Below are 14,419 nucleotides of genomic sequence, written 5' to 3' on the forward strand. Positions count from 1 at the left end.
TGCAATGGGGGTTCGGTGAAAAATTTTCAAGGCGTTAACATCGGGTAAAGCTTCTTCATTTTTGAAATAAGTAATATGCAGGTATCAACTCCTTTTCATATTATGAAACTTTTCTTTATATCATGGATATTGCTGGTATTTGTTTGTATCGGGGAGACACGCGCCCAGTCGCCGGAATGGAGCCACCATGCCCAGTGGATTGTTCCAGGATTTACAGAGGATACATTATTGCGTCCTAGCCCTATCTACCGGAAATTATTTACGCTGCATAAACCCATACAATCTGCTACCCTGTACATCACCGCTCATGGTATTTTTGAAGCGTTTATGGGTAACCGTAAGATCGGAGAGGAGTACTTCGCACCCGGATGGACCAGTTACGATACCCGGTTACAGTATCGGCAGTACGACTTGAAACCTTATCTGCAATCCGGGAAAAATGATTTACAGGTAATCGTGGGGGAAGGTTGGTATAGAGGGGCTTTCGGAGGACTGATGCAAAAAAATAACTATGGCAGTGATCCAGCGATTATTGCTTTGGCAGACATCAAATTCACCGACGGCAGTAGTATACGCATTGCTACAGATAGTGCCTGGGAATGCACGACAGGCCCGGTTTTACATGCAGATATTTACGGAGGTATGTTGTACAACGCCAACATCCGGCCATCAAACTGGCAACCAGTGGCCGTTGGCGTTTTCTCGAAAGATATACTGGTACCCACTATTGGCGAGGGAGTGAAAAAGCAGGAACGTATACCTGCGGTCAAAGTGTTTACGGCGCCAAACGGTGATCAGTTGGTAGATTTCGGTCAGAACCTAGCAGGATGGGTATCCTTCCGCGTGAAAGGAAAAAAGAACGACACCATTCGCATCAGCCATGCAGAAGTACTAGATAAAAACGGCAACTTCTACACCGGCAACCTACGCGAAGCAAGTGCCACCGATACTTACATCCTGAAAGGAGAAGGCACTGAAACCTTTGAACCGATGTTCACCTGGCATGGCTTCCGCTATATCAAAGTACAAGGCTGTAAACCACTGAAAGAAAATTTTACAGCCATCGCCCTCTACACGGCCATGCAGCCTACTGGCAGTTTTAGTTGCTCCGATCCGGAAATCAACCAACTGCAACATAATATCTCCTGGAGCCTGAAAGGGAATTTCCTGGATATACCGACAGACTGCCCGCAAAGGAGTGAAAGACTCGGCTGGACAGGCGATGCGCAAGTGTTCTTCAGAACGGCCGCGTTCAACTTTAATGTGCACGACTTCTACACCAAATGGTTACAAGACCTCCGAGCAGACCAGCGGCCTAACGGTTCCGTACCTACGATTATTCCATGGATCTATCGCAATTTACAACCTCCTCGTAAAAATGGAGTGGCCGGTTGGAGCGATGCGGCTACCATCGTGCCATGGGGGCTCTTTCAGGTATATGGAGATACCGCTATCCTGGAACAGCAGTATGAAAGCATGAAAGCATGGGTAAATCATATCCAAGGCGCCAGTACCAACGGCCTATGGACCGTCAACGGTTATGGCGATTGGCTCGCACCCGGCGATTCAACTTCATTGCCTTACATCGATCAATGTTTTTGGGCACATAGTACGCAGTTGTTAGTAAATACCGCGAAAATACTAGGCAAAACGGCAGATGTGCAGCAATATGAAGCCATGCTGCAACAAATAAAAACATCCTTTCTTCAGCATTATATGAAGTCGGAAGGATATAGCATGCCCAATACCCAAACCTCCTATGTACTGGCCTTGGAACTGGATATGCTACCAGATAATATTCGCCCGTTGGCGGCCAAACACCTGGCAGACCTAGTAAAAGCTAATAACAACCACTTGGCAACAGGCTTTCTTGGTACTCCCTGGCTCTTACATGCCCTTAGTAATAACGGTTACGTACAAACGGCCTACGACCTGCTAAAACAAGATACCTGGCCTTCATGGCTATATCCGGTGAAAAGAGGTGCTACCACTATTTGGGAAAAATGGAATGCCATCCTGCCCGATAGTAATGTACAAGCTACCTCTTATAATCACTATGCTTACGGGGCTGTTGGCGACTGGCTATATAGGGTGGTTGGTGGGATAGATGCCACCGTGTCTGGATACAAAAAAATTATTATCCGCCCAATTCCTGGTGGTGGTATCACTTGGGTGAAATGCAGCTATACCTGCCCATTGGGGAAAATTGTTTCTGATTGGCAACTGGATGGAGAACAGATAAAAATGCAAGTGGAAATTCCTGCGGGCGCTACAGCTACTATCTATGTTCCTGGAAAGCCCAGTATGGAAGTAAAAGCGGGGAAATATAACCTGGAAGGTCATCTTTCCCCGCAAGAGAATAATGTATCTAAGCGTTAGCCGGCGCAGGTTTTTTCTCCGAAGGCGACAGCTCATTTATATGTAAACAAAATAACATCATCACAATCATCGGTATAAACTGATAACGTAATACGACAGGTGTGGCAAACACACTAAACCCGAAATTCAATATCACAAATATGATGGCCGCCCACACGCCCGCAAAGGAGATGTAAGTACCCTTGCTATTTTTCCTGCCATAGTACAGGAAAAAGACAGATACTGCGAAATAAAAATTGAGCGCGGCAAATAACCATTTGTATAAGGTGCCAATTATTTCAAAGACATAAGTAGGTGGAACCTTATATACAGCCGGACTTTCCAGTTGAAACCATTGTTGTGGAGATGCCCACATTTCATTCATGTCCAGGTTGTAATTGGTGAATTTTTCCAGATGCGGACTGAAATATGTTTTAGTATTCAGCCACATATAATAACGCATGAAAGAGAATGGATATTTCTTAATTAGGTATTTGCCATAGGTGTTATATATGGGAGACACGGTTCCCCAGGCCTTAAACATATCTCTCGCAGTTGCATGCTTGCCCCATTTTACGTTCATGATCAAATAAGGTTTGAGGATCGCGTTGGGCATTTTGATAAAATAGGTGCCCGGCAAACTAGCCAGATTTTCTTCAGTAGGCGGCATCTTAGTGAAGAAAATCTTTGAGAAACGGTCTAGTTTCCTGGTTTCAGGAGGGAGTTGCGTACTGTCTACCTGGATATGACCATACATATAGAGGGCATTGTTGGCGATCTGCCAGCCACCAAAAACGGAGAATTCTGCGGTACCGGTGATTTCCTTCGTTTTCTGCTGGGTATATAAAATGAAAGGAACGATAAATACCCATGGTAGTGCAATTGCCAATAATTTCTCAGGGAGCTTATAACAGGAAAAAGGTATGGCCAATAAGGTTACCAGCGGATAGTAAATAGCCGTATATCTTATGGTGAAAGCCAGGCCAATCAATACTCCTTGTATCAGGATGTAAGACAATTTCGGTTGTCGGAATATCCAGAGATATTGCATGAATATGATCATACTGATTGCCAAGAACAAGGTGTCACTTAATACACAGTTGGCCAGGTAAAGGAAAGCGGGATTTACAATCAGGAAAAAAAAGAATATCGTAGTGTTAACAGGTCGTAGGTTTAATAGGTATGCCGCAGCGTAAAATACATAGAGCAGTGTAGCCTGTAATAGTAGGTATTGGACCGCCACCAAGAATACGTGCGACGCAGAAATCCCATGAATCAACGCGATAAAATAAGAATATCCTACCGGCCATAGATTAACTTTCAAATGTTCCAGGTTTGTATCTATGTAACTGGCAGAGTCAGAAATGAAGTCAGGAAAGGGATACAGGATTTTGAATAGGATGAACTGAACTATCGTCAGTATAATAGCCGCATACAGGAATTTCCTATTTCGCGGATTTTTGAATACAAATTGCCGGAATGTGACAGGGTCCGGATCTAGGAGTGGTTGTTGGCAAAATAATCTGATAAGGTTCATATTTTGAGAGTTTGAGTTGTTGGCAGGGGTGTACTAAATATCTGGGTTATCGGTGCTATGGGAATTCAGTGGACGTAATTGTCCGTATATTGTCAATAATACCGGGTACACTGCCCGTCAGCCTTATATTTGTGATACAGGTCACATTCCTGCAACTGTAACAGTTGGACCTTTGTGGTCTATACAGATATAGAAATCTGATATTTATTTAATTTAAAGACCTACTCATGTTAAATTTTGAATTGTATAACCCTACCAGCCTGGTCTTTGGAAAGGGACAGATCTCAAAGCTAAAGACACTGGTACCCGCAGACGCTAAAGTGCTGCTATTGTACGGTGGTGGCAGTATCTTTAAAAATGGTGTGTACGACCAGGTAATGGAGGCATTGACAGGATTTGATATCACAGAGTTTGGAGGAGTGGAGCCCAATCCACACTACGAAACATTGATGAAGGCGGTTACTGTGGTCAGAGAAAAGGGCCTCAACTTCATTCTCGCGGTAGGCGGGGGCTCTGTCATCGACGGTGCTAAGTTTGTATCCGCGGCTGTAAAGTTTGACGGCAATCCAATCGATATTCTGCAAAAGCAAATCCGCATTGTGGATAATATAGTGCCTTTTGGTTCGGTGCTAACCCTTCCTGCTACAGGTAGCGAAATGAACTCTGGTTCTGTTATTACCATCAAAGGTACACACGAAAAACTCTCCTTCGGAGGACGTGCGCTATTCCCCGTTTTCAGCATTTGTGATCCGCAGGTGATTACCTCCCTGCCCAAACGACAATTGCAAAACGGCGTTATCGATGCCTACACACACGTGATGGAACAATACCTCACTTACCCCGCCGATGCCATGTTACAGGACCGCTTTGCAGAAAGTATCCTGCAAACTCTGGTGGAAGTAGGACCTGGTGTAGTGGATAACCCTCACGACTACACGCTGGCGGCCAATTTTATGTGGAGTTGTACGATGGCCTTAAACGGCCTTATCCAGAAAGGAGTGCCAACCGATTGGGTTACTCATATGATCGGCCATGAGCTGACAGCTTTGTTTGATATTGATCATGCCCGCACACTCGCTATCATCGGACCAAATCTCTATAAAGTGATGTTTGATTCCAAGAAAGAGAAACTGGCCCAATACGGACGCAGGGTATGGAATATCCAAGGAGAAGATACGGATGATGTAGCGCGTAAAGCCATCGATGCCACTATTGCATTCTTCCATAAAATGGGCATGAATATGCAGCTTTCTTCCTATACAACGGAATATGCGAAAACAGCCGATTTTATTGAAAAACGCTTCGCAGAGAGAGGCTGGGTAGCCATGGGAGAAAGAAAGAACATCACCCCAGACAAAGTACGAGCAATCGTAGAATTGAGTTATTAAGACATCCAAAAGTTATAAAAAAGCATCCTGTAGGTGTGCCTACAGGATGCTTTTTTATTGAAACAAATTGAGGCTTTCCCTTGTTTTTGATGGAAAACGCACACAATGACAAACCTTATCATCGCTTCCTTCCCTAAGGAGGCCCAAGCAATCGCCGCCTACAAGAAATTGGATGAATTGGAGACTATCGGGGATCTTACCGTCTATGAAAGTGTAATGGTGCAGAAAAACGATAAGGGAGAACCTATTGTCTTGCAACCAGAAAAAACAACAGAAGGGGTGCGTGTCCTTTCCGGCATGGCCTTAGGTACCTTAGTGGGCGCATTTGCAGGTCCTGTGGGCATCCTGGCGGGTATGCTGGTAGGTACGGTGAGCGGCGCTGTATGGGAAGCACACTACTATAACTTTGCGGAAGATTTCAGTACAAAAGTGGCCGCGTCTCTCCAACCTGGTCATACCGCACTGATAGCCGAAATTGATGAGGATAATGAAGTGTTTGCAGACTCCTATATCAAAAGTCTCGGTGGTACCCTCATCAGAAAAGATGTGGATTATGAATATGAGAAATATGCAGATGAACAGTTGGAAGCCTTTGACGAACAGATTGCCACTGATCGCGCTAAAATGCGCATTGCCGGCGCAGGAGAGAAAGCCAAAATAGAAAAAGAAATTGCTGCATTAAAAGAAAAACGTAAGCAGCATATTGCTAGTAGAAAAGAGAAAAGTAAGTCTACCAATAGCCATACGGCAGCTACACTGCGAGAATATAAAGCCTCTAGGATTAAAAGTCGCATTGAATTATATAGAAGAAGGATAGCCACGCTGGAAGACGAACTACAAGGATTGGCTACCGAAGCGGCTAAATCCCTTTAGAATATTTATCAAAATTATCGTCCCTGCCCGCTGGGTAGTATTCATCAAATTAGTCCAGAGGAAACGACGACAAAACGCGTCTGCTTGTTGTCCCTGCCCAGCGGGTAGTATTCATCAATATTGTTCAAAGGAAATGACGACAAAACGTGTCTGCCTGTTGTCCCTGCCCGCTGGGCAGGGACAACGAAAAAACAAAAGCCCTGAAGTGACGTCGCAGACGTCACTTCAGGGCTTTTGATAAATATTCAAATTCTTTATTTAATCCACTGTATACAAACCGGGCTACCAACAGTAATACTATTACCGGTAGGTGTCAACAAGCCTTTCTTTTTATTTACTCGGAATGCCACCACATTATTGCTAGCCTGATTGGCTACCAACAGGAAATTGCCACTCGGATCGAAGTTGAAATTACGCGGCATCACTCCCAAGGTAGATTGAAAACCGACCAGTTTCAGTTTGCCATTATTTTTATTTCGCTTGAAGATAGCCAGGGTATTGGCATCTCCGCGATTAGATGCATATAAAAACTTACCATTCGGCGAAATATGTATATCCGCTGAACCTTTTATCCCAGTATAATTTTTGGGATGCGTACTGATGGTTTGAAGAGGATGAAACCAACCATTCGCATAACTGTATACGATGACTTCTCCTGTCAGTTCTGTAATGAGGTAAGCAAAATTGCCACTGGCATCAAATGTCAGGTGGCGGGGGCCGCTTCCGGGCTTTACAGGCACAAATGCCGGATTGCTGGGTGATAACATACCCGTTTCCTGATTGAATTTATACGCCATGATCTTATCGATGCCGAGATCATTGATGAACAGATAATTTCCATCTGGAGAAAATACGGCAGCATGCGCATGTGCCTTTTCCTGTCGGGCTTTATTAGGCCCCGTTCCTTCGTGGTGCACCTCTTGTACAGGCATGTCTATCTCCCCATTGGCAGCTATCGGATAAACAACGGCATTCCCTGTACCATAATTGGCTATCGCAATGAATTGGCCATTTTTGCTGATAGATACATAACAAGGATATTCTCCTCCAGCGGGCACTTCACTGACCAATGACAACTCGCCTTTAGTACTATCAAACTTGAAAGAAGAAACATTCCCTGGGCCATTGCCCTCATTGACAGCGTACACATGCTGCTGATCGGCAGACACGGCCAGGAAGGAAGGGCTAGTCGTCTCCACCTGACTAACTGGTTTCATTTGGCCTGTATTATTGTCGAATGAATAAACGTGAATCCCTTTACTCATACCGTTGTTGGTGTAGGTACCAATCAATAAATAAGGATGCTGTGCTAACGTGGAGGCTACAGGCAATAACATGAGTGCAGCCAACGTGAAAATGCTGCTTATAATTCTTTTCATTAAGCTAAAACTGTTAGATATCCATCAAGATTAGTGAAAAAAGTCCTAAGAACAAAAGCAACAATGATCTGTTTTAACTGGATACAGCAATTTACTTCCTTAATGAAAATCGATATGATCCTTACAGCACACACATCTGCACCGGATTTTGAGCTCTTCGCTACTCCAGACAAAAAAGTAAAACTTTCTAGTTTCCGAGGCAAAAAAGTAATCCTTTCGTTTTATCCTGCAGACTGGAGCCCAGTATGCTCTGATCAGTTGGCAGTATATAATGAAACCTTGAAGTACTTTCAGGCAGCGGGGGCTCAACTGCTGGGCATTTCTGTCGACAGCAAATGGAGTCATCGCGCTTTTTCTGAAGACCGGCATCTACATTTTCCGCTGCTGGCCGATTTTGAGCCTAAAGGCGCAGTGGCAAAGCAATATGGCGTATATGATGAACAAAGAGGCGCAGCACAGCGGGCGTTGTTTGTCATCGATGAAAAAGGGATCATTCAATGGAGTTATCTATCCCCAAATGATGTAAACCCCGGTGCAGATGGGATTCTGGAAGCACTGGATACTTTAAACAATGTAAACTGTTAATCTATGGCCCACCTCAAAATTCCAGTAACCAAGAACGATCACGCTATAGGCAATCCTAGTTCTGGCAGGATTCTCGTTGAATATGGCGACTATCAATGTAGCCACTGTGGCGTTGCCTTTCCACTTATCCGGAAGTTATTACGACAACATGGAGACGACATCTGCTTTGTTTTCCGAAACTTCCCATTGCAGGAATCTCATCCCGCTGCCGTCATAGCTGCACTGGCCGCGGAGGCTGCCGCCCTCCAAGGTAAGTTCTGGTACATGCATGATGAACTCTATGAAAACCAGGCAGAGCTGAGCGCTGATAATATCCTAGGATATGCGGCAGCGCTACAGTTGGACATGCCAAAGTTTTCACACGACTGGCAGAGCCAGCAACTGCTGGAAAGAGTGGAGAAAGACCTGGAAGGAGGTCTTCGCAGCGGCGTCAATGGAACGCCCACCTTTTTCCTGAATGGGGAGCGTTATGATGATTATGATGAAACGTATCAGTCGCTCGCCATGCTAATGGAGGCGTGATGCCTTGTAGAAATCTTCCCTGATACTTACCAATATATCCTCTGCCTTGGAGGTGTCTGGCGCTACCGGTAACCCGGATGCGGCATACAGGGATTCCATATTGTCCAGTTTTTTGTGTACCATTTCTATTAAGGTCGCATATTCGAATTCCCCGCGGCGTATACGTAATAATAAGTCCCTATCTTCCCGATGTACGCGTACCTCATGGTACAATGCAATTTCTTCTGCCATACTCAGTAGTCGGAAAGTGTGCATCATATTTTTGGCATCATAACTTTTGCCATGAGCGAGCGTTCCTTGATAACGCAGCTCATTGCGGTTTTCCACCCATTCCCAGTATTCCAAGTATTCTCGACAATAAACAGAATAGGCGTCTTTATTGAACGTCATCACTGCCAGCGGCGCCACTCCTTTGGGAATGGAGCTGAGTTGCACATCGTTCGCCTGTTCGCCGGAGACAATTCCTCGTAGCTGCGGATGATGATAAATCAGGTAGCCATCCCGGAAGTTACTCAGCGCTGTAAGTCCGCATGTTTCCTGTTGAAAGCCTTGTTCCTGGAGCCATTGCGCCAATGGGAGAGTTCCATTGTGGTGTACCACGTAGCAGAAATCCGTTACCGATTTCCTGATTTTCTCGAAGCTTTTATTAATTTTCTTATTCAGTCCGGAAGCCTTCTTGATCTGGGCTTTTGCGTATCCCGCAAAGGTTTCCATGCAGAGTTGCGAGAGAAAATCTCCCGGTTTTATACGATCCATCAGTGGATGCCGGAATAAGACCGCATGCGCAGGTGTATTCAGCAGCTCCAGAATATTGGGATTATTTTTACAGAGCAGCTCAATCAATCGACCAATTTCAAAGAACACCTCATCATTGGTGCTATTGCTGACTTGCGGCGTATAGTGGAGGCCGTAGAATTCCCTTTCTGGTAAGATGAAAATACCTTTCAGGTCGGTATCTGAGCCCTCAATGGCCAGGTTATAGGCATGACTGCCGCTGATGGTTTTCAGCAGCAGTTGTTGCGGTGCGTTCATTAATGCTTCAAAGGTCATGCGCGTATGAATTTCCTAAACACTTCATCCAGTTTGTCGGCATCGTGATGCACAGTAGGGAGGGCATTGGCCAGCGGCATATATTTATCCAGCACTTCCGAGATCCATTGTTGCAGGAAAGGCACCGGGGCGATCAAGGTTTTTTCATCCGCCGTTTTTTTCTGTTCTAGCAATTGATCTACAGCGTGATTCCAGGCACTATCGGTAACGAGGGTACGTAGTTGGTGGAAGTCCATCGGAGGAACTGTTTTCCGTTCGATGATCCACATGCCTGCCAGTGCCGGCCGCAAGGCATAGAAATATTTTTTCAGTTTAACTTCCGCGTCTTGCAGGTTTTGTTGCAAGGTGTTGTTGGTCATAGAGAAGTAATGATGACAGCCAGCCTGGTGGGAGTAGTAGTCATTCATTTGAGCGCGCAGGGTGGCGGCGAGGGCCGTTTCCTCTTTATATATAATGCCCGACTGCAGCCATTCATATAACGGACTGTTGGAATTCATGAACAAGCGCAGCGCTTTCCGCAGGTCCCAGCCATTGATATCTAGGACCTCGTTCACCGGGATATCGATCACATCTTTCCGATCCCGGATGCTTAGGTAATTATTTTCAGGTTGTGCATAAATAAACCGCACATCAAAATCGCTGTCGGGAGATGCGAAGCCCCAGGCTCTGCTGCCGGATTCAATCGCCATCAATATGCGAACATTTTTTTCTGCCTCAATCGCAGCCAGTTTCTCCAGGATAATTTCTCTCATCTTTGGGTTATTGGGTTAGGAAGTCCTCACGGTGAGGACTAAACGTATCTATCAGCACACCAGCTTCCAGGCAGGTGCAGCCATGCATTACATTGGAAGGCATGTAACATCCGTCGCCAGCGCGGATGATGCGGGTTTCCTCGCCGATGGTGAATTCAAAAGCGCCGCTCTCCACATAGGTAACCTGGGTATGCGGATGCTGGTGCATCGTACCTATGGCCCCTGTTTCAAATTTTACTTTTACCAGCATTACCCGATCATCGTAGCCATAGATTTTGCGCTGCAGGCCGGGCGCAGTGGATTCCCAAGGGATATCTGCACCAGCTTGGAAGATGGGACTTTCTACTTTTGTACTCATTGGCGTGTTTTCATTTGCCGTAAAAATATAAATAAATAAACATTATATTGTTTGGATCTAAATGGAACTTATGCGCAAAAAATTACTTTTATTCGGACTGGGCTGTTTACTGGTAACTGGCTCCGGCAAAGCATTTGCTGGAACGCCATCGGTAACGGCAGAACAACCGGCAGTGGATGCAAAGGAATTAATCGGCCGCTGGGATATTACAGTGGACGAAGACGGGAAGCAGTTGCCTTCCTGGCTGGAAGTGAAGTTGAGCGGTTTTAAAACACTGGTAGGATATTTCGTTGGTACTTCCGGCAGTGCCCGGCCAGTGGCCAAAGTGAATTTTGATAATGGTAAATTCAGCTTTACTATTCCTCCGCAGTGGGAGAGTGGGAGCCAGGATTTTGTCATCGAGGGAAATGTAGCTGGGGATGCCATCACCGGCACTATTACAACCAGCGAAGGCAAGAAATATAGTTATAAAGGGGTACGTGCTCCAATGCTGCGTAGAGACAAGGCACCTAAATGGGGCAAGCCGGAGAGCCTGTTCAATGGTAAGGATTTGACCGGTTGGAAGGCCACTGGTAAAAATCAGTGGGAAGTGAAAAATGGTATACTTACCAGCGCTCATTCCGGTTCTAACCTGGTGTCTGAAAAGACTTTCGGCGATTTCAAACTGCATGTAGAGTTTCGTTATCAGAAGGGTAGTAACAGCGGTGTCTACCTCAGAGGACGTTATGAAACGCAGATTGAAGACAGTCCTAAAGGTGCGCATCCTTCTTCCGTTCTGTTCAGCGGCATATATGGCTTTTTAACGCCAAGTGATATCGAAGCACTGGGACCGGATCAGTGGCAGTCATATGATATTACGCTGATTGGAAGAATGGTAACTGTGGTAGTGAATGGCAAAACTGTTATTAGCAACCAGGAGATTCCAGGCATTACTGGCGGGGCATTGGACAGCAATGAGGGAGAGCCGGGTCCTATATATTTCCAGGGTGACCACGGACCGATTGAGTTCAGAAAAGTGGTGATTACACCAGCACTTCCTTAATTGAAAAAGATTACCTGGAAATGGATCATAAGATTATCCATGATCGCAGGAAATAATTATAATTACCCCGGGAGATACCTGCCTATCTGGCGGCTGTTTCCCGGGTTTTTATTTAGATACGGTGTCTTCCTTTGCGAGGATGGTTTGGTACAAAAAGAGTCTTTCTGTATCGCGGGTGAATTCATGTACGAATGTCAGCCCCAATTTTTCCAGTAGTTTGATAGACCGGCTATTTTCCGGGAGGGTAGTAGCATAAAGGATCGGTTGTTTGGGAGCGATGGCCAGTTGGCGTATCACTTCACTCGCGGCCTCATAGGCGTATCCACTACCACTATGTTGTGGGAGGAATGCAAAACCAATGTCTTGATGCGGGAGGTAAGGCCGTTGAATGAGGCTAATAATGCCTAGTGGGCTGTTGTCTTCTTTTAGTCGGACTACAAAATAATTTACATCCGGGTTAGACAGGATTCGGGTGATATAGGTATCTGCGTCTGTCAGATTTCGAATATAACGTTCTCCTATAAACGTTTTCCAGCCTTTCGTATTCAATAATTCCAGGATGAAGGATGCGTCGGAGGTATTGAGTGCCGTTAGTAGTAAACGGTTTGTTTCAACAGGTAAATTCATTTTGCAGAGATAGATAAAATTATGGTTCTTAGTTAGGATTTTCTATGAGCTGCATTGCAAAAGCCCCAACAGTCTTTATTGTAGCTTGATAAGTAAGGAATGCTCAGCAATGAACAGTTTAAAATTTTTTAAAAATACTTAATTACTGGCATACTCCCCCGTTTATTGGCGCTTTATTCCCAGTAATTTACCGCTGATGCTTTTCCTGTTTGCATTTGAATAAACGAAAACCTATTTTGAGTCATATTTCTATTCTCATAAGCAAAACTGAAACTAGTGCCTCCCATCCTCTATGGGAGGCTATAGTGAAAGGAGAGTAAGTTGTCTTAGCTACATATTTTAATGGTTATTATATGAAGCGACCACCGATCAGATCATATTTATGCTCGTTACAGTACTATCCATTTTTGTTTATCCTCCTCGATGTTCTCCAGTATGTCCATTTCGTCCTGATATCACCCTAATCGGTTTTGTCCTCCTCGATGTTCTCCAGTATGTCCATTTCATCCTGATATCACCCTAATCGGTTTTATCCTCCTCGATGTTCTCCAGTATGTCCATTCCGCCAGGATATCACCCAATGGGTTTTATTCTCCCCAATACCGTCCATCATATTTATTCTTGTCAAAAAACGCTATTCAATTCGGCTTTATCCTCCTGGATGCTCTCCAATATATTCGCGTTCCACCATGATACGACTTTATTCCGCCTTATACGCCTTAATCTCCTCGATCATATCCATTGCGTGTATCATGGGTGTCCAGTCTTTCCCACGGAACATCAACCTAAACCATTTTTGATCCCTATTCTCCATCCGAATATTCACAAAAAGCCAGATGGCAACGCCTGTAAAGACACCTGTAGCCAGGATTTGACAGATAATCGCTAAAAGACCATTTAGTTCAAAGAGCTGTCTGGAAAGGTAAAAGGTGGTCCATAAGGGTAGTTGCAGCCATAGCAGGCGGACTACCCATAGGGTAGAAGCCCGTAGGCGGGCTAGTTTCGCCTGGGTCTGTAATACCGGATCATCCATGTTGACCTGTTGTAGCAGTACCAGTTGGTATAAGTAGATACCAATGGCCACACTCGTAATCGCCGATTGCAGGATCGCGGAGGCCAGGAAAAATACAGTGGCATGTGACCATAGCTGTATTACCAATACATCCAGGCCCAGGCACCATAATATACCGGCCATCACGGCGAATACCTTCCCCGGCTTCATGGAAGCCAAGAGGGATTGTACTTTCAGACCAGTAATATCCCTGGTTAGTTTTTTATTCAGCAGTAGGTTTTGTTCCAACTGCTGGCTATAGTTGCTCCATAGATCTAATATTTCTGTGTTTTCCATGTTCGTTTACTTGTTGTGGGTGGTGAAGTGTAGTTTCATCGACTGTTTAATCCTGCTGAGCTTAGTGGCAACATTGGTGGTGGTCAGCGACATGATATCCGCAATTTCCTGGTAACTATGGCCATCCAGATGGAGTAGGAGCAAGGCCCTATCCAGCTCTGGCACTTGGGCAATAAACCCATATAACATAGCTACCCGCTCTGAGTGTAACTCCTCTCCGGCAGGAGCAGCCGGCGTCTCCAATAATAACTCCTCCGCAAAAGGCATATCTATTGACCTGCGCCGATACTCCTGCCGATAGGCCGAAATCGCCACATTCAACGCTATACGGTATATCCAGGTAGAATAGCGATACTGGCCATTGTACGTGTCAAAAGATCGCCATAACTGATACGTGATCTCCTGCGCCAAATCCTTCCGGTCCGCGGGATTCGAACAGTACGCATGTACAATCTTGTAGATAATGCCCTTGTGCTGCTGGATCACCTCCAGGAATAATTCCGATTTGTCCGCCATATTTATCTGTATCAAAACAGGATTTAATTGTAAAAAAATCAGACAGGCCTGCTGATATTATATTATTCGCAAAAGGAGGAGAAA

General features: G+C 45.1%; 14 protein-coding genes. 6 read left to right on the forward strand and 8 right to left on the reverse strand.

Going from position 1 to position 14,419, the window contains the following annotated elements:
* The first annotated feature begins 102 nt into the window (after positions 1-102).
* The gene (locus JO154_RS13320) at positions 103-2,379 is read left to right on the forward strand and encodes an alpha-L-rhamnosidase (protein WP_291946216.1); all 2,277 of its coding nucleotides are present in this window, start codon (positions 103-105) and stop codon (positions 2,377-2,379) included.
* Here JO154_RS13320 and JO154_RS13325 read toward each other — a convergent pair.
* Positions 2,369-3,895 carry a hypothetical protein gene (locus tag JO154_RS13325; RefSeq protein ID WP_291946219.1) on the reverse strand — a complete coding sequence of 509 codons (1,527 nt, stop codon included), beginning with the start codon at positions 3,893-3,895 and terminating at the stop codon, positions 2,369-2,371. The two genes, JO154_RS13320 and JO154_RS13325, sit on opposite strands and share 11 nt — an antisense overlap.
* Before the next feature lie 227 nt (positions 3,896-4,122).
* Here JO154_RS13325 and JO154_RS13330 point away from each other — a divergent pair, with 227 nt between their 5' ends.
* Positions 4,123-5,283 carry an iron-containing alcohol dehydrogenase gene (locus JO154_RS13330; RefSeq protein WP_291946222.1) on the forward strand — a complete coding sequence of 387 codons (1,161 nt, stop codon included), beginning with the start codon at positions 4,123-4,125 and terminating at the stop codon, positions 5,281-5,283.
* Positions 5,284-5,388: 105 nt separating this feature from the next.
* Positions 5,389-6,156 (forward strand): DUF1269 domain-containing protein, encoded by a 768-nt coding sequence (locus JO154_RS13335; RefSeq protein WP_291946224.1) that lies wholly within the window; start codon positions 5,389-5,391, stop codon positions 6,154-6,156.
* 254 nt (positions 6,157-6,410) lie between these two features.
* On the opposite strand, the gene JO154_RS13340 is transcribed toward JO154_RS13335, so the two are convergent.
* Complete coding sequence (locus tag JO154_RS13340) at positions 6,411-7,535, reverse strand: lactonase family protein (protein WP_291946226.1); 1,125 nt, start codon at positions 7,533-7,535, stop codon at positions 6,411-6,413.
* A 102-nt stretch (positions 7,536-7,637) separates the two neighbouring features.
* On the opposite strand from JO154_RS13340, the gene JO154_RS13345 reads away from it, so the two are divergent.
* Both JO154_RS13345 and JO154_RS13350 read left to right on the forward strand, forming a co-directional pair.
* On the forward strand, positions 7,638-8,120 hold the full coding sequence (locus JO154_RS13345) for a peroxiredoxin (protein ID WP_291946228.1): 483 nt from the start codon (positions 7,638-7,640) through the stop codon (positions 8,118-8,120).
* Positions 8,121-8,123: 3 nt separating this feature from the next.
* Positions 8,124-8,642 (forward strand): DsbA family protein, encoded by a 519-nt coding sequence (locus JO154_RS13350; protein ID WP_291946230.1) that lies wholly within the window; start codon positions 8,124-8,126, stop codon positions 8,640-8,642.
* Here JO154_RS13350 and JO154_RS13355 read toward each other — a convergent pair.
* From JO154_RS13355 to JO154_RS13365, 3 genes are read right to left on the reverse strand one after another with little or no spacing between them, the layout of a single operon-like run.
* Complete coding sequence (locus JO154_RS13355; RefSeq protein WP_291946232.1) at positions 8,628-9,692, reverse strand: nucleotidyltransferase domain-containing protein; 1,065 nt, start codon at positions 9,690-9,692, stop codon at positions 8,628-8,630. The two genes, JO154_RS13350 and JO154_RS13355, sit on opposite strands and share 15 nt — an antisense overlap.
* Complete coding sequence (locus JO154_RS13360; protein ID WP_291946234.1) at positions 9,689-10,444, reverse strand: nucleotidyltransferase domain-containing protein; 756 nt, start codon at positions 10,442-10,444, stop codon at positions 9,689-9,691. The genes JO154_RS13355 and JO154_RS13360 overlap by 4 nt, the downstream gene beginning before the upstream one ends.
* 7 nt (positions 10,445-10,451) lie before the next feature.
* Positions 10,452-10,802 carry a cupin domain-containing protein gene (locus JO154_RS13365; protein WP_291946236.1) on the reverse strand — a complete coding sequence of 117 codons (351 nt, stop codon included), beginning with the start codon at positions 10,800-10,802 and terminating at the stop codon, positions 10,452-10,454.
* Positions 10,803-10,872: 70 nt separating this feature from the next.
* On the opposite strand from JO154_RS13365, the gene JO154_RS13370 reads away from it, so the two are divergent.
* Positions 10,873-11,844, forward strand: coding sequence for a DUF1080 domain-containing protein (locus JO154_RS13370; protein WP_291946238.1), 972 nt, complete (start codon positions 10,873-10,875; stop codon positions 11,842-11,844).
* 108 nt (positions 11,845-11,952) lie between these two features.
* Here the strand turns inward: JO154_RS13370 and JO154_RS13375 are convergent, their stop codons facing one another.
* The 3 genes from JO154_RS13375 to JO154_RS13385 form a co-directional block, all read right to left on the reverse strand.
* A complete protein-coding gene (locus JO154_RS13375) occupies positions 11,953-12,471 on the reverse strand; it encodes a GNAT family N-acetyltransferase (RefSeq protein WP_291946240.1) in 519 nt (172 codons plus the stop codon).
* Between the two features lie 700 nt (positions 12,472-13,171).
* Positions 13,172-13,819, reverse strand: a complete 648-nt coding sequence (locus tag JO154_RS13380; protein WP_291946242.1) for a hypothetical protein — start codon at positions 13,817-13,819, stop codon at positions 13,172-13,174.
* A gap of 6 nt (positions 13,820-13,825) precedes the next feature.
* A complete protein-coding gene (locus JO154_RS13385) occupies positions 13,826-14,335 on the reverse strand; it encodes a sigma-70 family RNA polymerase sigma factor (RefSeq protein ID WP_291946244.1) in 510 nt (169 codons plus the stop codon).
* Positions 14,336-14,419: the final 84 nt, after the last annotated feature.

This window comes from Chitinophaga sp. (assembly GCF_019236475.1).
Classification (GTDB): domain Bacteria; phylum Bacteroidota; class Bacteroidia; order Chitinophagales; family Chitinophagaceae; genus Chitinophaga.